The 21063-nt window shown below is 64.2% G+C and carries 20 protein-coding genes; 10 read left to right on the forward strand and 10 right to left on the reverse strand.

Annotated features, from left to right (window positions below; translation table 11 throughout):
- Positions 1 to 118: 118 nt before the first annotated feature.
- The gene (locus AC5P9N_RS00920) at positions 119 to 736 is read right to left on the reverse strand and encodes a cation diffusion facilitator family transporter (RefSeq protein ID WP_099484979.1); all 618 of its coding nucleotides are present in this window, start codon (positions 734 to 736) and stop codon (positions 119 to 121) included.
- A 104-nt stretch (positions 737 to 840) separates the two neighbouring features.
- Between AC5P9N_RS00920 and AC5P9N_RS00925 the strand changes: the two genes are divergently transcribed.
- A complete protein-coding gene (locus AC5P9N_RS00925) occupies positions 841 to 1275 on the forward strand; it encodes a MerR family transcriptional regulator (protein WP_099484980.1) in 435 nt (144 codons plus the stop codon).
- A 51-nt stretch (positions 1276 to 1326) separates the two neighbouring features.
- Here the strand turns inward: AC5P9N_RS00925 and AC5P9N_RS00930 are convergent, their stop codons facing one another.
- A complete protein-coding gene (locus AC5P9N_RS00930) occupies positions 1327 to 1902 on the reverse strand; it encodes a phosphatase domain-containing protein (RefSeq protein WP_099484981.1) in 576 nt (191 codons plus the stop codon).
- Between the two features lie 288 nt (positions 1903 to 2190).
- On the opposite strand from AC5P9N_RS00930, the gene AC5P9N_RS00935 reads away from it, so the two are divergent.
- Positions 2191 to 3150 (forward strand): NIF family HAD-type phosphatase, encoded by a 960-nt coding sequence (locus AC5P9N_RS00935; protein WP_239498876.1) that lies wholly within the window; start codon positions 2191 to 2193, stop codon positions 3148 to 3150.
- Positions 3151 to 3305: 155 nt separating this feature from the next.
- Here AC5P9N_RS00935 and AC5P9N_RS00940 read toward each other — a convergent pair whose 3' ends face one another.
- Positions 3306 to 3707, reverse strand: coding sequence for a helix-turn-helix domain-containing protein (locus tag AC5P9N_RS00940; RefSeq protein WP_315974219.1), 402 nt, complete (start codon positions 3705 to 3707; stop codon positions 3306 to 3308).
- Between the two features lie 2289 nt (positions 3708 to 5996).
- On the opposite strand from AC5P9N_RS00940, the gene AC5P9N_RS00945 reads away from it, so the two are divergent.
- From AC5P9N_RS00945 to AC5P9N_RS00960, 4 genes are read left to right on the forward strand one after another with little or no spacing between them, the layout of a single operon-like run.
- Positions 5997 to 6902, forward strand: a complete 906-nt coding sequence (locus AC5P9N_RS00945) for a hydroxypyruvate isomerase family protein (RefSeq protein WP_099484984.1) — start codon at positions 5997 to 5999, stop codon at positions 6900 to 6902.
- Between the two features lie 27 nt (positions 6903 to 6929).
- Complete coding sequence (locus AC5P9N_RS00950; protein ID WP_099484985.1) at positions 6930 to 8615, forward strand: GMC oxidoreductase; 1686 nt, start codon at positions 6930 to 6932, stop codon at positions 8613 to 8615.
- Entirely contained in the window at positions 8615 to 9190 is a 576-nt protein-coding gene (locus AC5P9N_RS00955; RefSeq protein WP_005412559.1) for a gluconate 2-dehydrogenase subunit 3 family protein, read from the forward strand. The genes AC5P9N_RS00950 and AC5P9N_RS00955 overlap by 1 nt, the downstream gene beginning before the upstream one ends.
- Positions 9190 to 9948, forward strand: coding sequence for a 3-keto-disaccharide hydrolase (locus AC5P9N_RS00960; RefSeq protein WP_032967124.1), 759 nt, complete (start codon positions 9190 to 9192; stop codon positions 9946 to 9948). Before AC5P9N_RS00955 ends, AC5P9N_RS00960 begins: the two co-directional genes overlap by 1 nt.
- A 30-nt stretch (positions 9949 to 9978) precedes the next feature.
- On the opposite strand, the gene AC5P9N_RS00965 is transcribed toward AC5P9N_RS00960, so the two are convergent.
- From AC5P9N_RS00965 to AC5P9N_RS00985, 5 genes are read right to left on the reverse strand one after another with little or no spacing between them, the layout of a single operon-like run.
- Positions 9979 to 10275 (reverse strand): c-type cytochrome, encoded by a 297-nt coding sequence (locus AC5P9N_RS00965; protein WP_005412561.1) that lies wholly within the window; start codon positions 10273 to 10275, stop codon positions 9979 to 9981.
- A gap of 18 nt (positions 10276 to 10293) precedes the next feature.
- Positions 10294 to 11157 carry a sugar phosphate isomerase/epimerase family protein gene (locus tag AC5P9N_RS00970; protein ID WP_099484986.1) on the reverse strand — a complete coding sequence of 288 codons (864 nt, stop codon included), beginning with the start codon at positions 11155 to 11157 and terminating at the stop codon, positions 10294 to 10296.
- Between the two features lie 19 nt (positions 11158 to 11176).
- Positions 11177 to 12301: a Gfo/Idh/MocA family protein gene (locus AC5P9N_RS00975; RefSeq protein WP_099484987.1), complete on the reverse strand. Its 1125-nt coding sequence runs from the start codon at positions 12299 to 12301 to the stop codon at positions 11177 to 11179.
- A 12-nt stretch (positions 12302 to 12313) separates the two neighbouring features.
- The gene (locus tag AC5P9N_RS00980; protein ID WP_099484988.1) at positions 12314 to 13531 is read right to left on the reverse strand and encodes a nucleoside permease; all 1218 of its coding nucleotides are present in this window, start codon (positions 13529 to 13531) and stop codon (positions 12314 to 12316) included.
- A 27-nt stretch (positions 13532 to 13558) separates the two neighbouring features.
- A complete protein-coding gene (locus AC5P9N_RS00985; protein WP_043034160.1) occupies positions 13559 to 14611 on the reverse strand; it encodes a sugar phosphate isomerase/epimerase family protein in 1053 nt (350 codons plus the stop codon).
- A 95-nt stretch (positions 14612 to 14706) separates the two neighbouring features.
- Here AC5P9N_RS00985 and AC5P9N_RS00990 point away from each other — a divergent pair, with 95 nt between their 5' ends.
- The 4 genes from AC5P9N_RS00990 (at position 14707) to AC5P9N_RS01005 (ending at position 19950) form a co-directional block, all read left to right on the forward strand.
- On the forward strand, positions 14707 to 15714 hold the full coding sequence (locus AC5P9N_RS00990; RefSeq protein WP_043034159.1) for a LacI family DNA-binding transcriptional regulator: 1008 nt from the start codon (positions 14707 to 14709) through the stop codon (positions 15712 to 15714).
- Between the two features lie 121 nt (positions 15715 to 15835).
- Entirely contained in the window at positions 15836 to 16912 is a 1077-nt protein-coding gene (locus AC5P9N_RS00995; RefSeq protein ID WP_099484989.1) for a sensor domain-containing diguanylate cyclase, read from the forward strand.
- A 107-nt stretch (positions 16913 to 17019) separates the two neighbouring features.
- Entirely contained in the window at positions 17020 to 18045 is a 1026-nt protein-coding gene (locus AC5P9N_RS01000) for an AI-2E family transporter (protein WP_049448666.1), read from the forward strand.
- 162 nt (positions 18046 to 18207) lie between these two features.
- Positions 18208 to 19950, forward strand: a complete 1743-nt coding sequence (locus tag AC5P9N_RS01005) for a GGDEF domain-containing protein (protein WP_099484990.1) — start codon at positions 18208 to 18210, stop codon at positions 19948 to 19950.
- 9 nt (positions 19951 to 19959) lie between these two features.
- Here AC5P9N_RS01005 and AC5P9N_RS01010 read toward each other — a convergent pair whose 3' ends face one another.
- Together AC5P9N_RS01010 and AC5P9N_RS01015 are read right to left on the reverse strand one after the other, a co-directional pair.
- Positions 19960 to 20466: a PaaI family thioesterase gene (locus AC5P9N_RS01010; RefSeq protein ID WP_024956981.1), complete on the reverse strand. Its 507-nt coding sequence runs from the start codon at positions 20464 to 20466 to the stop codon at positions 19960 to 19962.
- Positions 20467 to 20501: 35 nt separating this feature from the next.
- Positions 20502 to 20936: a hypothetical protein gene (locus AC5P9N_RS01015; protein WP_099484991.1), complete on the reverse strand. Its 435-nt coding sequence runs from the start codon at positions 20934 to 20936 to the stop codon at positions 20502 to 20504.
- Between the last annotated feature and the right edge of the window lie 127 nt (positions 20937 to 21063).

Genomic DNA, 21063 nt, shown 5'->3' on the forward strand with positions numbered 1-21063 from the left:
ACCTGATGCTCATACGCATCTGCACGCGTTTCGGCCTCGACTTCAGGCAGATCCCGGCCTACAGCCAATTGCGCCAGCAGCAATCAGCGCAGGGAGAATCCCAGCTGGCCGCCCGCGGTCATGCAGGGGTCTTACGCGCGTCGGCGCGTGCCCGGCGCGCGTCGCCCAATATTTCAAAGGCTTCCTTCATCACGTAGAGGCCGATAAGGGCACCGATTACGAAATCTGGATATGGACTGGCTAGCCACCACACCAGTAGGCCAGCCAGGATCACGCCGACGTTGGCTACCACATCGGCTCGGGTGAAAAGCCACGTTGCCCGCAGATGTACTTCGCCAGCCTTCAGTGGCGCCAGCATGCGAAGGACCGCGAGATTGACCACTAGCGACAACAGGGCCGTACCGATCATCCACCCGCTCACCGGTTCAGCCCCGTGGAGTACGCGGCGGCCGACCTCGACCAGCACGCCAACGCCCAGAATCAGCAGCACGCTACCGCTGACCCAAGCAGCGTTGGCCTTGAAGCGCGCCGTCCGACCGATAGCGACCAACCCAATGGAGTAGGCCGTGGCGTCGGAGAGCATGTCCAGTGCGTCGGCAAGCAAGCCGGTGGAATGGGCGATCCAGCCGGCGATGCCGCCAATCACAGCCATTGCAGCGTTCAGGGCCAGAGCGATCCACAGCACGCGCCGTTCCTGCGCGTTCCTTGCCTCGTGGTGGCAGCCACAATCACTCATCGGATCTTCTCCATCGCAGGGGAGCCGGGCCGGCGCGGTCCGCTGGCATGGCAGGGTCCACGAGGGTAAAGTCCGTAGCTACTACGGAGTCAAGCCTACTAAGAATGAAAATCAGTGACGCCGCCGCCGCCAGTGGGTGCCATCTGGAGACGATTCGCTACTACGAGCGCATCGGCTTGCTCCCGAGGCCGGGACGATCAGGCAATGGTTACCGGGTCTACGGATTGCCGGACATTGAGCGCCTGCGCTTCATTGCCCGCGGTCGGGACTTGGGTTTCAGCCTGGAAGAGGTCCGTAGCCTGCTGCAGCTAGCCGGCGACGAGGGCCTGTCGTGCGTGGATGTGGATCGTCTGGCCCGCAGCCACTTGTCCGACATTCGCGCCCGAATGGCAGACTTGCAACGTATGGCCAACGAGCTGGAGCGGGTAATCGCCAGTTGTCACGGCGGACAGCGAGCTGAGTGCACCATCCTGTCGACGCTGCGCCGGCCGGCTTCCGAGGACTCCCTGCGTAAGGAATCGAGCAAGAGCGCTACCTAGGCGCCCGCGGTCCCAAACCTATGCCTCTCGCAGTCCGACCGGTCGACGGTGTCAGTTGCCTGTAGCTTGGTTGCCCGGACCTGGACTCCAGGCGCGTATGAAGTCCTCCTGCTCACGCGTCTCGATCGCACCCGTCCTGACCTGACGAACCATGCTCATGGCCTGCTCACCAGTGGCAGCCGTGCCTGTTTCTAAAAGCAACAAGCACGCTACGGTGCCAGCTCGTCCTAGCCCGCCCTTACAATGCACAACTGCGCGGCTTCCGCGCAGCAATTCACGACTGAGTGCTGGACCCAGCTCGCGCCATGCCTCCAAGAAAGAACTGTTCGGCGCTGCGCCGTCTACGATTGGAAGTCCGTACCATTTGATTCCCTGCGCCATCGCCCGCTTTGGCAGCGCGGCAATCCTAAGCTCATCGAACTCCCATGGCTCAATCAGGGAGATCAAGTACCCCGCACCCCACTGGCGAATCGCGCAAAGGTCCAAGTCAATGTCACGACTCCATGGCCCCGTCATCGCGGCCTTCTGAAACTTCCCTGGCGCGAAAGTTACACCTACTGCGCCGCCACTGACTCCGACAGCGATCGTGGCGATATGCAGAGGATGTGTGTGACTAGTTCTGAACATTGTCGATCCCTCATCGCGGCAACAAAGAGAGCCGCAGCGCAGCGGCGACCACCCATGGCTCCTATGCCGATCCTTGAGCTAAACATTCCAGCCGACCAAGTGGTGCCGCCCTGCCGAGCAGCACAGCAAAGGTGATCCTTTTGTCAGTTGCAGGCAACAAGTACCAGTAGGCTCACGCTGCATGCGTACCAGTAGGCTCACGCTGCATGTGCACCAGTAGGCTCACGTATTGGACAGCGAGAGTGTCCAGGAGCAAGGTGTACACACGCTCCTCGCTAGAGACAACACGTGAAGCCGAGCATTCTGGCATTGGACCTCGAAGGGACACTCATTTCCAATGCGATAAGCCAGATTCCAAGACCCGGCCTCTGTCGGTTCTTGGAGGACGTCCGATCGCACTTCAGTCAGCTCATGATGTTTACGACTGTGCCGGAAGAGCGCTTTCGCAGCATTGCCGATCTGTTGGTTCGTGAAGGAAGCGCGCCTCCGTGGTTCGCGAGCATTGAGTACATCCATTGGACGGGCAGCACGAAGGATCTACGGCTAGCCACACCAAAATTAGGCGCGGCCTTGCTGCTTGATGATCATCGCCCCTATGTACACCCAGGACAGGAGCATCTGTGGGTTCAGATACCTCTATTTGCGTCTCCCTACCCGTCAGAGGACGAGGGATTAGCGATCGCACTTCGACTCCTGCTTGATCGCATCCACGCAACGGGCAATTTCACTGAAGCACCTCTCCAAGAACAGCTAAAACCACAGGCAGAAGCAACGGGCGCACCACGGCGTTCCGACGCCTGCTCATCGGCCCAGAAGATCCTGTCCGACGCCGCCGTCAGGAGAGATGAACTTGCCGCACAGTGGCATAGCGCCGCCGAAGTCAGTTCACAGCTCGGTCCGTCATTGACCAGTGGTAGCGGCCTAGCAGGTCAGCTGCGAAGAGCCGGCCAGCTACTTGGGGTCTATGTAACGAAGCCTGTGCCCTGCTATCGCTACCCAGACTGGCAATTTGGTGAAAATGGCGAACCCGTTGAATATTTGGCAGAAATCCTGTCAGTACTGCGTGCACTCGATCATTTCGAGATCGAGCCGGACGGGCTATTTCGCAGCACCGGATGGAGTGAGGCAGAGTGGTTTCTCTCACCGCACGCTCTGCTCAACGGCATGCCACCTGCCGAAGCCCTGACCTCTGATCCAGCTCGCGTGCTGCGGGCAGCCCGTACCGAGTTCGGGCAAGAGGACTCATAGCGTCCCCGTCAATCGACTTCGCTCAATGCACCCAAATCGCAGCTTGGAGACCGATCAATGGCAAGCGTTACGCCGGAATCGTAATAGTGATCAACTGACCACCAGCAACAGAAGGAGCAGTTCGCCCCTGATAACCGGGCGTTGGCCATCGCGCCTTAGCGAATTGGAGGGACGCGCATCGCCCTCCACTCTGACATCAAAAGCGAGCTTGCCTCTGCAGCACTCATGCCAAGGGCCGAGGTGAGCCTGAGGTACTCGAGCAAGTCCAATCTCCGGGCACCGGCCTCAATGGAAGAGATAGTTTGCTGCGGCCAATCCAAGTGCGAGGCAAGCGATACTTGGCTAATTCCCATAGCCTCCCGTCTCGCCCGAAGCTGCTCTACGAGACGCCGGTATGCTTCTTGGTAGATCGTCTTGGTTGCCATTCCGCCCGCTCGAGGAAGCGGACAGCAATCTATGGCCCAGTGCCGCGTTACATGAAAAAGCATGTAGACAGTGCAACTGGCTGGTGGGTAAGATCGCTCACTGGTGGGAGCCCTTGGAACTGAGTGCGCCATGGACTTGATCAACTGACCCTATCGACTGCAAGGCCAGACTTGGCCTCACTGGTCGCGTCCCTTGGACCGTACTACTCGTGCCTGTGGTGTGCACTCGAAGACTCTGTTACAAGAAATGCCCCGGTCGCCTCAGATGACGGGCCTGTGTGGAGTTTGCTGCGAAACCTCCAGGCGGCGGGAGTACTGCTGACCGAGACCAGCGATTCACCATCCACTCGAAGGTCCCTTTACCACCCTTTCGCCTGGACATACTCTCCGGCGTGGGAGGCTCTCCCAAACCTTCGCAATGCGCTGGCAGTTGCACTAAATGGCTGGCAAGGGCCGGCGCATACAGAAGCTCGCGTCGCTCTGTGGGGGCGGCTTGTCAACGACGAGATATCCGCATACTTGGCGAACCTTCTTCGACGGCACCGAATAAGTCCTGAGCGAGCAAACGGAGTCATCGCAATGCAGGAGAGCCCGTGGTTCAACCTCAGCTCGGGCAGACGGCGATATGTCGCATGGTCGGGGATGCGTGTGGCAGCTAGTGTCATGTTGCAGACTGAGATGAACGAAGAGGCCGCCATGCAAGCACTTTGTAAAGAGATGCAGATCAGATCGCGATGGCTTCAGCGACGGGAGCAAGAAGCAAGACTCGGCCCGAGGGAGTTCTCCTTCTTGCCCAACGCCGACAGGCGCAGACCTATAGCTATTGAGGTCGCGCTAGGGAGCCTCTTGGGATCGGACAGTGACTACTGGACGCTTTGCCCTTCCGCGATACGTCTTACACATGCCGCAAGTTCTCGTCGCTAAAACGTTCCAGCATGCACCTGCTGGCTTGGCCTAGCGCACAGCCGAAGGCGGAGGCGGGTCGCGCGGCACCGAAGACCGCACACGTCGTGGGTCAGAGCTCCCGCCAGCCGATCAGCGCCTGGTTGAGAAGCAGCGATCTACCTCAGACGCTGAAGGGTAGAGACATCCTCGGATGAGAGCAGTTCCTCCCCAGTGGCGCTGTTGAAGACAGAGCGATCTAACCGAAGACCGAACCGACTGACATGGCGCTCGTTCAGTAACTTCTGTATCAACTCGGATACTTCGGTGTCGGATGGCCTCTCCTGCGCTCCAGCGACCAAGCCAAGGGAATCTCCTTCTCGCGTCCCGGAGATGAGCGCCTGCTGGAGCGAGACTGGCCTAAGGCCACGCAGTGTCTGTGAAAGACCAATCACCATCTGCTCGATCACGCTGAGCCTTTGCTCCAGCGACCGTACGTATGCGGCAACTCCCGTGTCGTCTGAACGCCAGGGATCAGCAGTAGCTGGCATCCGCAGATCTTGCCTAAGCTCCTCGGACCTTAGCTCAATGTAGATGGCTGAGCGGCTCCTTGGAACGGTTGCGAACGATCGACGCAACCCGATGCGGTCACCACCATTGGCCAGGTGGCATTGGCCTTCGAGCGCTACAGCGAGCACCATCGACATAGCGCTCTGCGCTTCCGCTCACCCCGGGAGTTTCGGCGCGCTATGCTAACCGGCGCGCAAGTAAGGAAACCTGTCCGCAGATACGGGGAGCATTCCACGGGATGAGTTAAAAAAATTATCCAAATTGTGCTGTGGCTCAATGCTATTTTCTTCGCTGCAATCTGGCTGTTCAGAATGTGGGTGGGGACAGCCCCGTGGCCGGCCGCAGCTCAGTCAATTTCCATAGCCATTGTCCTTTCTACGTTGACGCTGAGGCCTTCACGCCCTAGGTGTATTGGGACGACGCAGCTCTGCTACTAGGGTGCCTGCCTCGGCTTGCTTGAGCATGGCAATGATCTGGCTATCAAAAAATAGGGGCTTTCTCATGGAACCTCCTCGGGTCAGATTTCGAGGGAATTCCGATTTGAGGTCATCTGATTTGCGGGGATTGCCGGGACGCCGGTGAGTTGGAGCCTCTGCAGTGTTGAGAAAAATATAGGATTGAGGTCAGCGGGCACTCTTTCTCACCCAAATTTTCCATTTGGTAGAATAACTGGTGCTATCAATGGTGAATGAATTCCTAGAATGGCAGTGTTTTAGAGAGATTTCTAGTAATGAGGTATGCACAACATGTGTGCACAACCGTTCTGATCGAACGCTCCTTTGCAGCAGAAAAGAAAGCCCCGCTCATGCGGGGCTTTTCTTTTTGCGCGATGCCATCTGCGTTGTGCCTCGCACCATCAGTTTTTCGTGCACCGCGACTTGCAAACAGACAATTTCCTCCCCTATGGTGCAATCGATTGCATCGCTGTGAATCGTTGCGTTTGATACCGGTTGGGAGGCCGGAAGGTGGATGTCCATCCATTCGATCAGACCGGCTCCTGCGAGGGGGCTCACGCGGCGCGATGCGCTGCGCATCGCAGTTGCCGGCAGCATTGGCCTGGGGGCCGCGACAACCGCGGGCGCATTGCCCGCATTCGCCGCCACGGCGCCACTCAAGGGCAAACTGAAGCATTCCGTCGCACGCTGGACCTTCCCGCAGCTGTCCGTTGCCCAGCTCTGCACGACGGTGAAGGACATCGGCTTTGCCGCGATCGACCTGGTCGGCCCGGAGGACTGGCCCACGCTGCAGGCGCATGGCGTGTACAGCTCGATGTGCAACGGCGCAGAACTGGGCCTGACCAAGGGCTTTGCCGGCCGTGAGTTCCACGACCAGCTGGTGGAACGCTACACGCGGCACATCGATCTGGTCGCCGATGCCGGCTATCGAAACCTCATCTGCTTTTCCGGCAACCGCAACGGTATGGACCCGCAGGACGGCATGGCCAATGCCGAGGCCGGGCTCAAGCGCATCCTCGGGCATGCCGAGAAGCGCGGCGTGGTGCTGGTGATGGAGCTGCTCAACTCCAAGGTCGATCATCGCGACTACCTGTGCGACCACTCCGCGTGGGGTGTGGAGCTGTGCCAGCGGCTCGGCTCGGACAATTTCGGCCTGCTCTACGACATCTACCACATGCAGATCATGGAGGGCGACATCATCGCCACCATCGGCAAGCATCACGCCTGCTTCAAGCACTACCACACCGCAGGCGTGCCCGGCCGGAACGAGATCGGAGACCAGCAGGAGCTCCACTATCCAGCCATCTGTCGCGCGATCCGCGACACCGGTTTCAAGGGGTATCTGGCGCAGGAGTTCACGCCTGCAGCGCCCGATCCCGTTGCCTCATTGCGCGAGGCGATCCGCCTCTGCGACGTCTGAAACGATATCCACCCAGGTGAGAAACCCATGGCAGATAATCACTACGACGCCATTGTTGTTGGCTCGGGAATCAGTGGCGGTTGGGCGGCGAAGGAGCTGACCGAGAAGGGCCTGAAGGTCCTGATGCTGGAACGCGGGCGCAACATCGAGCACGTCAAGGACTACGTCAATGCGATGAAGGAGGCGTGGGATTTCCCGCACCGCAACCGGCCAACGCAGGCAATGAAGGCCGAGTTCCCGGTGCTGATGCGCGACTACGGCCTGGCCGAGAACCTGGAAGGGATGTGGGCCAACGAACAGGAATCGCCCTACATCGAGACCAAGCGCTTCGACTGGTTCCGTGGCTACCACGTCGGTGGTCGTTCCTTGATGTGGGGCCGGCAGAGCTATCGCTTCTCCGATCTGGATTTCGAGGCCAACCTCAAGGACGGCATCGCCACCGACTGGCCGATCCGCTACGCCGATATCGCGCCATGGTACGACCATGTAGAGAAGTTCGCCGGCATCGCCGGCACGCGTGAAGGACTGGACGTGCTGCCGGACGGCGAGTTCCTGCCGCCGATTCCCTTGAACATCGTCGAGAAGGATGTGGCCGCGCGCATCAAGAAGGCCTTCGGCGGAACGCGCCATATGATCCACTCGCGCACTGCCAACATCACCCAGCCGATGCCCGAGCAGGGGCGCGTGAACTGCCAGTACCGCAACAAGTGCATCCTGGGCTGTCCCTTCGGTGCCTACTTCTCGACCCAGGCGGCGACGCTGCCAGCGGCGATGAAGACCGGGAACCTGACCTTGCGGCCGTTCTCGATCGTCAAGGAAGTGCTCTACGACAAGGACCGCAAGCGCGCGCGCGGCGTGGAGGTCATCGATGCCGAGACCGGGCAGACCTACCAGTACACGGCCAAGGTCATTTTCCTCAACGCGTCGTCGTTCAACTCGACGTGGCTGCTGATGAATTCGGCCACCGATGTCTGGGAAGGGGGGCTGGGCTCTTCGTCCGGCGAGTTGGGGCACAACGTGATGGACCATCATTTCGGGGCCGGCGCCTCGGGCCGGGTCGAGGGTTACGAAGACAAGTACTACTTCGGCCGCCGTCCCTGCGGCTTCTACATTCCGCGGTTCCGCAACGTCGCGGCCGACAAGCGCGGCTACCTGCGCGGGTTCGGCTACCAGGGCGGTGCCAGCCGCACCGGATGGTCGCGCGAGATCGCCGAGCTCAATATCGGTGCCGATCTGAAGGAGGCACTGACCGTGCCGGGTGACTGGCGCATCGGCATGACCGGGTTCGGTGAAATGCTGCCGCACCACGACAACACGATCCGCCTGGACCACGACCGCAAGGACAAATGGGGACTGCCGGTGCTGGCGATGGACGTGTCCATGCGCGCCAATGAACTGGCGATGCGCAAGGACATGGCCGCCGATGCCGCCGAGATGCTGGAGGCGGCCGGGGTCAAGGAGGTGAAGATGCACGACAACGACTATGCCCCGGGCAAGGGCATCCACGAGATGGGGACCGCACGCATGGGACGTGATCGGAAAAGCTCGGTATTGAATGCGCACAATCAGGTCTGGGATGCCCCCAACGTCTATGTGACCGATGGTGCCTGCATGACCTCCAGCGCCTGCGTGAATCCCTCGCTGACCTATATGGCGCTGACCGCGCGCGCGGCCGACCATGCGGTACGCGAACTGAAAGCGGGGAACCTCTGATGGATCGCCGCGAACTGTTGAAGATGATCGTTGCCGCTACCGGTGCGGCCATGGTTGGCCTGCCTGCGCTGGTGCATGGCAAGGTGCCGGCTGCCGGGGCGATGCCCGCGTTCTCCGATGCCGACATCGGCATGCTGGACGAGATCGCCGAAACCATCCTGCCGCGGACAAGGACGCCCGGGGCCAAGGACGCGGGTGCCGGTGCGTTCATGGCGACGTTCGTCAGCGACTGTTACACCGCCCGGCAGCAGGCGACGTTCCGCGCCGGCCTGGCCGACATCGACACGCGCGCCGGTGGCCGTTTCGTATCGCTCACGCCGGAAGCCCGCACCGGGTTGCTGCGAACGCTGGACGCCGAAGCCAAGGCACGCAATGCCGACGTGACCGAGACCGGCACTCCCGAGGAAGGCGAGGCCATGCCGCATTACTTCACGATGATCAAGCAGCTGGCCATCTTCGGCTTCTTCACTTCAAAGGTCGGGGCGACCGGTGTGCTGCAGTACGTCGCCGTGCCGGGCCGCTACGACGGTGACCTGGCCTATGTCCCCGGTACGCCCGCGTGGGGGACCAGCTGATGGACACCATCCTGATGATCCGCCCTGCGTTGATCACGGCCGGCCTGCTGGCCGCTGCATCTGCATTCGCTCAGGACGGTACCGACGCTGCGCGTGACCCGAAGAAGACCGAAGTGTGGACGCCCGTGCCCGCAGTCGTGGCCACGCCGCCAGGCAAGGCCCCCTCCGATGCCATCGTGCTGTTCGATGGCAAGGATGTCTCGGCGTGGGAGGCAGAGCAGGGCGGGCGCGTGCCCTGGACGGTTGCCGATGGCGCCATGACCGTCGTTCCGGGCAGCAAGGGCATCCGCACCCGGCAACGCTTCTGCGATGTCCAGCTGCATGTCGAATGGCGTACCCCCACCGAGACGAAGGGCTTCGACGGCCAGAACCGGGGCAACAGCGGCATCTTCCTGCAGGAACTGTATGAGCTGCAGGTGCTGGACAGTTACAACAACCCGACGTATGCCAACGGCCAGGCGGGTTCGATCTACAAGCAGGCCATGCCACGGGTGAACGCCTCGCGCGCACCGGGCCAGTGGCAGGTCTACGACATCATCTGGAAGGCACCGCGCTTCTCGCAGGGCGGCGGCCTGACGTCGCCCGCGCGCATCACCGTGCTGCACAACGGCGTACTCGTGCAGGACGACACCGTGCTGGCAGGCAGGACCGAGTACATCGGTGCGCCTTCGTACGCACCCCATGCGTGCGCGCCGCTCTATCTGCAGGAGCATGACTCCAGGGTCAGCTACCGCAACATCTGGGTGCGCGAACTGTAGCGGCACGCGGCCGGCGTGGTCGCCGGCCGCCTACTTCGCCAGATAGCTGGCGAGGTCGTCGATCTCCTGCTGCGACAGCTGGGCAAAGGGCGGCATCAATCCTCCGCCCTTCCTGATCTTGTCCTTGACCTGGGCGGGCTGAAGCCGCTTGCCGACGTCGGTGAGCGCCGGGAAGGTAGGCGGTACGCCGGCGCGTTCAGCACCGTGGCAGGCAGTGCAGTGCTGGGCATAGAGTTTCGCGCCGGCGGCAGGATCGTCCTTGGCCCGGGCTGCCGTTGAAGTGCTCATGCCGCCCAGAGCCAGGGCCACTGCCAGGATCATCTTCATGTGGGGCTCCTTGATGCGTCAGCGCCGTGCACGGGTGGGCACGTTGGCGGGCAGGTGTTCACGCAGGTAGTCCGCGCCGGTCTGAATGACCTTGGCCGGGTCGCGTGGCTGGTCGTGCTCGACGATGTACCACTGCACCTTGGCCGCCGCAGCGGCGGGCAGGATCGCGTTCCAGTCCAGCACGCCCTGGCCCACGGCGGCGAATCCGTCTTCGTCCTGGGCCTGGCCCTTGGGCGCATTGTCCTTGGCGTGCACCGCGAACACGCGACCGCGGAATTTTCCCAGCATCACCGCCGGGTCCAGGCCCGCACGTGCGACCCAGGCCAGGTCCAGCTCGGTCTGCAGGTCGGGGCCGGCCGCTGCGAACAGCAGCTCCAGCCCGGTCTGGCCGTCGAAGTCGGCCAGCTCGAAGTCGTGGTTGTGATAGGCCAGGCGCATGCCCTTGCCGCGCACCTGCTTGGCGATGCGGCCCAGCTCCTTGCCCAATGCGGTCCAACCCGCGGCATCGGTTGGGCGGTCCTTCTGGTCCAGGTAAGGCACCACCAGCGTGCTGTTGCCGATCGACCGGTTGAACGTCACCACACCATCCAGGTTGCCCCGCAGCTCGGCCAGTGGCACGTGCGACGAAACCGCCTTGATCGAATACTGGTCCAGCAGCTGCTTGAGTTCGGTGGCGCTGGTGTTCTGCGTACCGACCGTTTCCACCGCACGGACGCCCGCGTTGTGGACGATCTTCAACTGCTGATCGAGCGAGCCTGCATTGCGCAGGGTGTACATCTGCACCGCGATCGGCTTCTGCGTGGTGGCGGCTTCGCTCGCGAAGGCGGGCAGGGCAGCGAGCAGCAGGACGAGACTTGCACTTCTACGGAAAAGAGCTTTCATCAACAGATCCTCCCGGAATTCAACCGATGGTGGTCCAGGTACGTGACCTGGCTGATGCAATGACGCGATCGACGATCCGTGCCGAGCGCAGGCCGTCTTCGAAGGTGGGCAAGCCCTGCGGCCGCTCGCCTTCAATGGCGCGATAGGTGTCGGCCACAAACGCCTCGAAACACTGGGCGTAGCCCTGTGCATGCCCGGCCGGCAGCATGGAAAGGCGGCGTTGTTCGGCGCTGCCGGCACCGGGGCCGCGCATGAAGGTTTCCTCGCGCTGATCGGGCAGGCCGATCCAGAGTCGTTCGGCATCCTCCTGGTTGAAGGCCACGCTGGCCTTGGCGCCATCGATCTCGAACCAGAGGCGGTTGTGGCGTCCGGCCGAGACCTGGCTGACCGTCAATGACGCCAGCGTGCCGGCGCCGGTCCTGAACATCGCTGCGGCCACGTCTTCGCTGGTGACAGCCTGCATCGCACTGGCGGCCGTTGGCGTGCTGAAGCTCTGCCCGCTGACGGCGCCACGCTCGGCGATTACCGTGGAGAACGCCGCGTTCACTTCGGCGAAGCCCTCGCCACTGACCCATTCGACCAGGTCGCACCAGTGCGAACCGATGTCGGCGAACACGCGCGACGTGCCTCCCAGCGCGGGGTCCACGCGCCAGTTGTTGCTGGCCGGATCCAGCAGCCAGTCCTGCAGGTAGCTGCCGTGGATCAGGTGCAACGGCCCCAGATCGCCCTGGGCGATGCGTGCGCGCGCCTCCCGGACCACTGGGTGGTAGCGGTAGACGAAGGGCACCGTGGCAACCAATCCGGTCGATGCGGCCAGCGCCGCTAGCGCCTGTGCATCGTTCAGCGTCGTCGCCAGCGGTTTCTCGCAGATCACGTGCTTGCCTGCTTCCAGCGCAGCCTGTGCCATGGCGCGGTGCAGATGGTTGGGCGTGCACACGTGCACGACCTGTACCTGCGGATCGGCGATCACCTCCTCGATATCGCGGTAGGCGCGTGGGACATTCCAGGACTGCGCGGCCTCATGCGCGCGCTGCGGTGACGAGGCGGCTACGCCGCGCACGTCGGCACCGGCCAGCAGTGCCGCACGACGATGCACTGCACCGATCATGCCGGCGCCGACGATGGCGATTCCAAGCTTGGGCATCGACGGGGATCCTCAGGGTGTGGAGGGCGCGGCCGTGACCGCCGGCCGGTCGCGGAACAGCAGCAGGAAGGCGATCAACACCACCAGTGCAACGCCGGCCGGGAACAGCCAGATCTGCTGCCAGTCGGGGCCGGCCTCGGTGGTGAAGTGCTCCACCACCGCGCCGGACAGGAAGGTGCCGATCAGCATTCCGACGCCGTAGGTAGCCAGGGTGATGAAGCCCTGCGCGCTGCTGCGCGCGGCGGGGCCGGCATGCGCATCGGTGTAGATCTGGCCGGTGACGAAGAAGAAGTCGTAGCAGATGCCATGCAGCACGATGCCGATCACCAGCAGCGAGAAGCCGCTGCCCGCATCGCCGAAGGCGAACATGGCGTAGCGCACCACCCAGGCGGCCATGCCGACCGCCAGCATGGTCTTCACTCCCAGCCGCACGAACAGGAACGGCATGGCCAGCATGAGCAGCACTTCGGAGACCTGGCCCAGCGACTGCAGGCCTGCTGCGCCGCGCACGCCCAGGTCGTTGAGATACGGATTGGTGAAGTTGTAGTAGAACGACAGCGGGATGCAGATGGCGATGGACGCCAGGAAAAACACCAGGTAGGCGCGCGACTTCAGCAGTCGCAACGAATCCAGCCCCAGGATCTGCCCCAGTCCGGCATCGCGCTGCTGCGCCAGCGGTGGCGTGTGCGGCAGGGTGAATGCATACAGGCCCAGCACCAGCGATGCCAGCGCGGCCATGCGGAAGGTGAGTTCAAGCCGGTGCGCCTGTTCCCAGCCCAGCCAGCCGATCAGCACGCCTGCGACGATCCAGCCGATGCTGCCGGCCACGCGTACCAGCGGGAACTGTTTCTCGGGCGACTGCATGTGCCGCATCGCCACGCTGTTGGCCAGTGCCAATGTCGGCATGAACAGCAGCATGTAGCCCATCACGCAGGCCGAGAACACGCTGAAGCTGGTGGCGGTGGACGCCAGCCACATCAGCACCGCGCCGGCCAGGTGCAGCACCGCGAGAATGCGCTGCGCCGCGAAGTAGCGGTCGGCGATCAGCCCGACCAGGAACGGCGCCACGATGGCGCCGATGGACTGGCTGAGGAAGGCGGTGGCCACCTGGCTCGCGCTGGCCTGCAGCGGGCCCTGCACCAGGTAGGTTCCGAGGGTGACGAACCACGCCCCCCAGATGAAGAACTGCAGAAACATCATCGCGCCCAGGCGCGACATGGCGTGCGTCATGGCTTGCCCTCCCGGGGCGGTCTTGGCTCAGATTCCCAGCATGCGGTGCAGTGATGCGGCGTCCGTGCCACTGTCGGCAAAGTCGTCGAAGGCGCGGTCGGTCACGCGGATGATGTGGTCGCGGATGAAGGCGGCACCCTCGCGTGCGCCGTCCTCGGGGTGCTTCAGGCAGCATTCCCATTCCAGTACCGCCCAGCCGGGGAAGTCGTACTGGGCGAACTTCGAGAAGATCGCCTTGAAGTCGATCTGGCCATCACCGAGCGAACGGAAGCGGCCCGGACGCTCGATCCAGTCCTGGTAGCCGCCATACACGCCGCTGCTTGCGCTGGGGCGATACTCCGCGTCCTTGACGTGGAAGATGCCGATGCGCGCGTGGTAGCGGTCGATGAAACCCAGGTAGTCCATCTGCTGCAGCAGCAGGTGGCTGGGGTCGTACAGGATCTTGGCGCGGGGGTGATGATCCACCACATCGAGGAAGCGTTCGAAGGTCGCGCCATCGTGCAGGTCCTCGCCCGGGTGGATCTCGAAGCAGAGATCCACGCCGCAGGCATCGAAGGCATCGAGGATCGGGCGCCAGCGGCGGCCGAGTTCGGCGAAGGCTTCTTCCACCAGTCCCGGTGGGCGCTGCGGCCAGGGATAGAAATAGGGCCAGGCCAATGCGCCGGAGAACGTGGCATGCGCGGTCAGCCCCAGCCGCTGGCTGGCTTTGGCGGCCAACAGAAGCTGCTCCACCGCCCAGGCCTGGCGGGCCGTGGGATCGCCACGTTTGTCCGCGGGTGCGAATCCGTCGAACAGGCTGTCGTAGGCCGGATGGACCGCGACCAGCTGCCCCTGCAGATGGGTGGACAGCTCGGTGATCTGCACGCCATGACCTGCCAGCATGCCGGCGAGGTCGTCGCAGTACGCCTGGCTGCGCGCGGCCTCGGCCAGATCGAACAGGTGGGGCGCCGTGGTGGGGACTTGTACGCCAGAATAGCCCAGACCCGCGGCCCATCCGGCCAGCGTGTCCAGCCGATCAGAAGGAGCCGTGTCGCCGATGAACTGCGCCAGGAACAGCGCTGGACCCTTGAGCGTCTTCAACGTGATTCGCCCTCGATGCAATCGATTGCATTATCCTAGCAGGGGCTTACGCAGGACCTGTTGTGCAGTGCACAGCGGGCGGGAGAACTAACGCCATGGCCACCATCTACGACATCGCAAAGCACGTCGGCGTCTCCGCCGGCACCGTGTCGCGTGCACTTTCGCGGCCGGACAAAGTGCTGCCGGCCACGCGCACGCGCATCGAGCAGGCCGCCGCGGCGTTGGGCTACGTGCCCAACACGGTCGCCCGCACGCTCAAGACCCAGCGCAGCGGCAAGATCCTGGTCACGGTGCCGGATATCGCCAACCCGTTCTTCGCGCAAATCCTGCAAGGGGCGGAAGACGCCGCGCAGGCTGTCGGCTATGCGGTGCTGCTGGGCGATACGCAGGACCAGCCCGACCGCGAGGAGCGCTACGCGCAGATGCTCCGGCGCAACGAGGCCGACGGCATGATCGTGCTTGGCCATCGCCTGCCACCGACGGCGCGCGAGATTGTCCAGCAGAGGGGGGCTGCCGCGCCGGTGGTCAACGGCTGCGAGTTCGATCCCGCGCTGGGCCTGCCCAGTGTTCACATCGACAATGCCGCCGCCGCACGTGCCGTCATGGAGCACTTGTACGCACTGGGCCATGAACGGATCGCTGTGGTCGGTGGGCCGCCGGACAATCCCCTGCACCAGCAGCGCCTGGAAGGGGTGCGGGCGGCCGGAAAGGCGCGCGGCCGCCTGCGCCAGCTGAGCATCGTGCCCGGGGATTTTTCAGTGGAATCCGGCCATGCGGCTGCCATGGCGCTGCTGGACGGCACGTCCGCACCAACCGCGATCTTCTGCTTCAGCGACCAGATGGCGCTGGGCACCCTGGCGGCCTGCCGGGAGCTGGGCATCCGCGTGCCGGAAGACCTGTCCATCGTCGGCTTTGATGACCTGGCGTCTTCCCGCTACCTCACGCCGCCATTGACGACCATCCGGCAGCCGATGCGGGAAATCGGCGCGCGCGCGGTCAACCTGCTGCTCGCCATCATCGAACAGGTGGATGTTCCGCTTCAACAGACGCTGGATTTCAGCCTGATGGTGCGGGGATCGACGGCTGCGCCCCGACGCAGGTGACCACGGGGTGGGGCCGCGGAGCGTGGCAGCCGGCCCGCGCGATATCGTGCAACCTTGATCCCGAATTGACGCAAAGCTGTCAGACTCATCGCAGGCAGCCCGGCAAGGGCCTTAGCAGCAGGTGCGATCGCGCAAGGGGGCGGCAACGCCATTCTTCACCGATTCGGCGGAAGGCGCGGTCGAAGGCATTGGCGCGGCACGTCGCATCGGCTGGATGCGTTTCGTCGGCAATGGACTGGGAGCGATCCCCATCGCCTCGATCATGCTTGAACGCCAGGATGGCGGGCTGGCGTGGGTCCTGCTGCTGCTCAACGCGCTGGCGTGGCCGGCACTGGCATTGCTGCTGACCCAGCGCTCCCGCCAGCCGGCGGTCGTCCAGTTCCGCTGCATGGTGGCCGACTCCTTCTTCGGCGGTGGCTGGATCGCCTTCATGGCGTTGAGCGCGGTGCCCAGCGCACTGTTCGCCGCGCTGCTGGTGGCCGACAAGATCGCCGCCGGTGGCGTGCGCCTGGCGATGCGCGCCACGCTGGCCCTGCTGCTGGGCTTCGCACTCACCTGGTGGCTGCTCGGCTTCCCTTACCAGCCGGTCACCTCGCAGCGCACGATCGTGCTGAGTGTCCCGTTCCTGTTCGTGTATGGCATCGGCCTCAGCATTCTCAGCTGGCAGCTGGCGCGCCGGGTCAAATCGCAGAACCGTCAGCTGCAGCGGCTCAGCCGGATGGACCCGCTGGTCGAGCTGGCCAACCGTGGCTTCCTTATCCTGCGTGCGCAGCAGGCGCTGGACAAGGCACAAGGGCAGGGCAGCTTTGCCTGCCTGCTGATGCTCGATGTGGATGATTTCAAGCGCATCAATGACTCGCATGGCCACCGCGCCGGTGATGAGGTGCTGCGGCATATCGCGGCGACATTGCGCACCTTTGCCCGGCCCGGTGATACGCCCGCGCGGCTGGGGGGCGATGAGTTCGTGGTGCTGCTGCGCGACTGCGCGCCCGTCGATGCGATGCACGTGGCCGAGCGGGTGCGCCTGCACCTGCTGGAGGCCGCGCGGCAGGCCACGCCGGGCGTGGAGTTCAGCGTGAGTATCGGCATTGCCGCGACGCCGCGTGGCGGTAGTGTCGAGGACTGGTTGGCACTGGCCGACCGCGCGCTCTACCACGCCAAGCGGCAGGGCAAGAACACAGCCAGCTACGGCGAGTGAGTGCGGCACGGCTGCCGCCGAACGAGGCCGAAACGCCCGTTCATCCTGCACGCGGAATCGGCACGCCAATCCTCTACCATGGGCCACCCCGCCCGGACGCGCCGCCCATGCAAGACGCCCTCGTTGCCCAGCCCAAGCCCCCCGTTGCGAGGATCGCGGCCTGGCTGATGATGCTGTTGGGCATGTGGCTGGCGCTGAAGCTCGGCCTGGTGGTAACGCTGCTGTCGGGCCTGCTGGTGTTCCAGCTGACCCATGTGCTGGCGTCCACCGTGGAAGGCAAGCTGCCGCCGGGACGGGCGCGGGCGATCGCGGTGATCGTGCTGTCGGCGATCATCATCAGCGCGCTGGTGCTGGCCGGGATCGGTGTGGCGTCGTTCTTCCGCAACGAGACCGGTGGGCCGGACGCGCTGCTGGCACGGCTGATGGATATCCTCAATTCGTCGCGCCACCAGGTACCGGCGCTGCTGCAGCCGTATATCCCCGAGGACATGCCGGCGCTGCGTGCGGCGCTGAATGACTGGGCCGCCGAGCACCAGCGCCAGCTGGGCGTGGCCGGTACCTCGGTGGTGCAGGTGGGTGTACGCGTACTGATCGGCATGGTGCTGGGCGCGATGATTGCGCTGTACGACGAACTGCCGCTGCCGACGATGGGGCCGCTGGCGCAGGAGCTGATCGGGCGCACCAGCCGCCTGGCCACCGCGTTCCGCCAGGTGGTGTTCGCGCAGGTGAAGATCTCCCTGCTCAACACTATTTTCACCGCCATCTTCCTGCTGGGCGTGCTGCCGTTGTTCGGCGTGCACCTGCCCCTTTCCAAGACGCTGGTGCTGATCACCTTCATCGCCGGCCTGCTGCCGGTGGTGGGCAACATCATCTCCAACACCATCATCAGCATCGTCGCGTTGTCGGTCTCGTTCTATGTGGCTGTGGCCGCGCTGTTGTACCTGATCGTGATCCACAAGCTGGAGTACTTCCTCAATGCGCGCATCGTCGGTGGCGAGATCCAGGCGCGTGCCTGGGAGCTGCTGCTGGCCATGCTGGTGATGGAGGCGGCCTTCGGCCTGCCGGGCCTGGTCGCCGCGCCGGTGTTCTATGCCTACGTGAAGCGCGAACTGGTCGACCAGCGCTGGATCTGACGCGGCTGGGCATGACGTATTTGTCCCGGTTCGAATGTTCGCGCGGCCTTGTCGGTGCGTTCGCGGTCGGCAGGGTATACCCACCGCCACGGTTGGCCCGCGAGTGGCTTGGCGCCTGTGTAGCCGGCCGTTACAGTGTTCGGCACTACAGGGGAAATGTGCATGGCCCGCAAGGCGTCGCCCATCGGATTGCGGACCTGGGTCTGGATCCTGGCTGGGCTGTTCGTAGTCTGTACGCTGCCGCTGATGGCCATCGCACTGGTGCAGGGCACGCTGCGCTTCACGGCCGCCGAGGACAACCTGGCCAGCCTGCGCCAGCTGCGGCAGACCTTCGACCTGGCCAACCTGGTGTCGGCCGAACGCGGCCCCGCCATCAGCCTGCTGGGGGCCGACCCGGCCGATGCGGCCGAGCAGGCACGGCTGGCCGCGCAGCTGGCGGCCGCGCGCAAGCGGATCGATGCTGCCCTGCTGCAGCTGGACACCGTGTTCAAGGCTGATCCGGGAGTGGTCGACGAGCATGGGCTGCTGGCCGACGCGCAACGTCGCCTGCAATCGGCGCGAGCTGCGGTCGACCGGGTCGTGGCGCAACCCCATGACGCACGCCGCGTGGAGGAGGTGGAGCGTGCGATCAGTGGCATGTTCGCCGTGGTCGATCGCCTGCACCTGCTGACCTCGGCACAGATCAACGTGCTGGTCAGCGCCGACCGTGAAGCAGCGATTCCGGCGATGCAGGGCCAGGTGCTGATCGATCTTCGCGAGCATGGTGGCCGTCTGGCCTCGAATGTGATGGCGCCGGTGGCGGTGCCAGGGGCATGGCGGGAGGAACAGGTACGCGCTGCACTGCAGACCGAGGGTCGCCTGTTGGAGCTGTGGCGGTTGGCGGGCAGCCACGAGTCGGTGTTCCGCAGTGACCCGGAATTGTCATGGCACTGGGACATGGCGCGTCGGCAGTTCTTCGGCGAATCGCTGCCGATGATCGAGCAGTTGATCGAAGATGGCCGCCGAGGCCTGCCGCCGCCATGGACCGCCGCCGAATTCACCACGCGCTACGTGCCGACCCTGCAGTCGCTTGAGGCGCTGCGTGATGGCTACCTGAGCGTGTCCATCGCCCGCTTTGAACGCACCCGCAATCGCGAGGCCATGCGCCTAGCCGTGCTGGTGGCGACCGCGCTGGGCACACTGGTGGTGCTGGGCGTGGCATTGCGCATTGCCCACCGGCAGATCCTGCAGCCGTTGCTGCAGGCGCAGGCGCGGGTGATCCAGCTTGCCTCGGATGCACCCGGTCCGGAGCAGCATATCACCCACCCGCTGGCCGAGATGCAGCGCTTGTTCGACGCCATCGAAGTACTGCGTGAGAAATCGCGCGAGCGCTCGGCACTGACCAGCGAGCTGCGCCAGCTCGCTGGCACCGACGAGCTGACCGGATTGTTGAACCGGCGCGCGCTGGATGAGGTGGTGCAGCAGAGACACGCCGGGGGCGATGCAAGCGCCGTGGTGATCCTGCTGGACGTGGATCGCTTCAAGGCGATCAACGATGGCCATGGCCATGATGCCGGCGACGAAGTGCTGGTGCGGGTGGCGCAGTTGTTGCGGCATCAGCTGCGCCGCAGCGACAGCATCGCCCGTTATGGCGGCGAGGAATTCCTGGTGCTGCTGGCCGACGGTGATCTGGCCGGTGGCCGCCAGCTGGCCGAGTCATTGCGATTGGCCCTGCAGCAGATGGACATCGCGCTGGCCGGCGGCACCGTGCTGCGGGTGACCGCCAGTTTCGGCGTGGCCGAGGGCGGCACCGACGCGCTGGGCTGGCGCACCCTGCTACGAGCCGCCGATGCGGCCATGTACCGGGCCAAGGCGCAGGGGCGTGATCGGGTACGGGTGGCGGGTGGCGGTCGCATCACGCGTTGAGGGCATGCGTCAGCCGATGCGTGCATGCACCCGCCGCAGCGTCCGCGCGATCATCCGGCGCGCGATCGGACGTGGTACCGATAATCCACGCCAGCGCAGCGCACCCACCCGGAAGGTGGCGGTGGCGGTGGCCAGTACGTTGCCTGCCGGGTCAGTCAGCCAGCCACGCGTGAAGGCGATGCTCCCCTTGCTGTGCTCGACTTCGCCCCAACCGATGATGCGCCCTGGTCGTGCCGGACTGACGAAACTGGTCTTGGATTCCACCGTGACCGCGATGCGGTTGGCGGGCAGTGTGGCGTAGATCGCCGGCCCCATGCAGTCATCCAGCATCGCCGACAGGAAGCCTCCCTGCACGTTGCCCATCGGGTTGGTCAGCATCGGCCCGGCGTCGAACTCGACATGGATGCGGCGCAGTGCGTCGTCGTAGTCGACGAATCGCCAGCCGAGCAGGGTGCCCGCCTGGGAGGGCGGCAGATCACCGTTGACCACGCTGTAGAAGATCGATTCGGGATTCATGGGAGCCTCGATGGAGGGAGAGGAGGGAGCACGCATCAGGACAGTGCCAACAGGGCCAGCACGAATCCGATGACCGACAGCAGCACCACCGCGGCGCCGGCGGGCACCGGTGTACGCGCACCGGTGCGTCGCCGCACGCCGGAAGCGACCAGTACCGGCGGTACGGTGGCGACCAGGCAGAACAACTGGAAGGCCAGCAGTTGCGGCAGCGCGAAGTGTCCGCCGAAGAAGATCAGCCCGGCCAGCATCACGCCGGCGCCGGCCAGTGCGATCCAACCGGCGCCGACCACGCGGATGAGTGCAATCAGCAGCAACTGCATGCGCGGTTCGACCTCCTTCCATGGCAGGCCCACGGCCTGGCCGTGGTAGGGCATGAAGTCCGAGCGTTTCAGGTAGGCCGCAGCAAACAGCGAGACAATGAAGAACGTCAACAGGTAGCAGCCGAACGCGAGCCAGGCGAACAGGTCCATGTGGGGGCCATGCGGTTGCGGAGGGGAGCCCCGGTGATGCCGGCGGCCATGCCGGATGCATCGCGAGGTTGCGCGATTCTCGGGCAATGCCCTGTTAGAGGCGTGTCGCGGCGTGGAGGACCGTTCC

It is taken from the genome of Stenotrophomonas sp. YJH_SMC_6 (assembly GCF_059371335.1).

Bases quoted from the DNA above. Each gene is read 5' to 3' on its own strand.
- AC5P9N_RS00940 (WP_315974219.1), bottom strand. From the start codon at position 3,707: ATGGCGCACTCAGTTCCAAGGGCTCCCACCAGTGAGCGATCTTACCCA.
- AC5P9N_RS00990 (WP_043034159.1), top strand. From the start codon at position 14,707: ATGGCCACCATCTACGACATCGCAAAGCACGTCGGCGTCTCCGCCGGC.
- AC5P9N_RS01000 (WP_049448666.1), top strand. From the start codon at position 17,020: ATGCAAGACGCCCTCGTTGCCCAGCCCAAGCCCCCCGTTGCGAGGATC.
- AC5P9N_RS01010 (WP_024956981.1), bottom strand. From the start codon at position 20,466: ATGAATCCCGAATCGATCTTCTACAGCGTGGTCAACGGTGATCTGCCG.
- AC5P9N_RS00950 (WP_099484985.1), top strand. From the start codon at position 6,930: ATGGCAGATAATCACTACGACGCCATTGTTGTTGGCTCGGGAATCAGT.
- AC5P9N_RS00970 (WP_099484986.1), bottom strand. From the start codon at position 11,157: ATGAAAGCTCTTTTCCGTAGAAGTGCAAGTCTCGTCCTGCTGCTCGCT.
- AC5P9N_RS01015 (WP_099484991.1), bottom strand. From the start codon at position 20,936: ATGGACCTGTTCGCCTGGCTCGCGTTCGGCTGCTACCTGTTGACGTTC.
- AC5P9N_RS00960 (WP_032967124.1), top strand. From the start codon at position 9,190: ATGGACACCATCCTGATGATCCGCCCTGCGTTGATCACGGCCGGCCTG.
- AC5P9N_RS00920 (WP_099484979.1), bottom strand. From the start codon at position 736: ATGAGTGATTGTGGCTGCCACCACGAGGCAAGGAACGCGCAGGAACGG.
- AC5P9N_RS00965 (WP_005412561.1), bottom strand. From the start codon at position 10,275: ATGAAGATGATCCTGGCAGTGGCCCTGGCTCTGGGCGGCATGAGCACT.
- AC5P9N_RS00945 (WP_099484984.1), top strand. From the start codon at position 5,997: ATGTCCATCCATTCGATCAGACCGGCTCCTGCGAGGGGGCTCACGCGG.
- AC5P9N_RS00980 (WP_099484988.1), bottom strand. From the start codon at position 13,531: ATGACGCACGCCATGTCGCGCCTGGGCGCGATGATGTTTCTGCAGTTC.
- AC5P9N_RS00925 (WP_099484980.1), top strand. From the start codon at position 841: ATGAAAATCAGTGACGCCGCCGCCGCCAGTGGGTGCCATCTGGAGACG.
- AC5P9N_RS00955 (WP_005412559.1), top strand. From the start codon at position 8,615: ATGGATCGCCGCGAACTGTTGAAGATGATCGTTGCCGCTACCGGTGCG.
- AC5P9N_RS01005 (WP_099484990.1), top strand. From the start codon at position 18,208: ATGGCCCGCAAGGCGTCGCCCATCGGATTGCGGACCTGGGTCTGGATC.
- AC5P9N_RS00975 (WP_099484987.1), bottom strand. From the start codon at position 12,301: ATGCCCAAGCTTGGAATCGCCATCGTCGGCGCCGGCATGATCGGTGCA.
- AC5P9N_RS00930 (WP_099484981.1), bottom strand. From the start codon at position 1,902: ATGTTCAGAACTAGTCACACACATCCTCTGCATATCGCCACGATCGCT.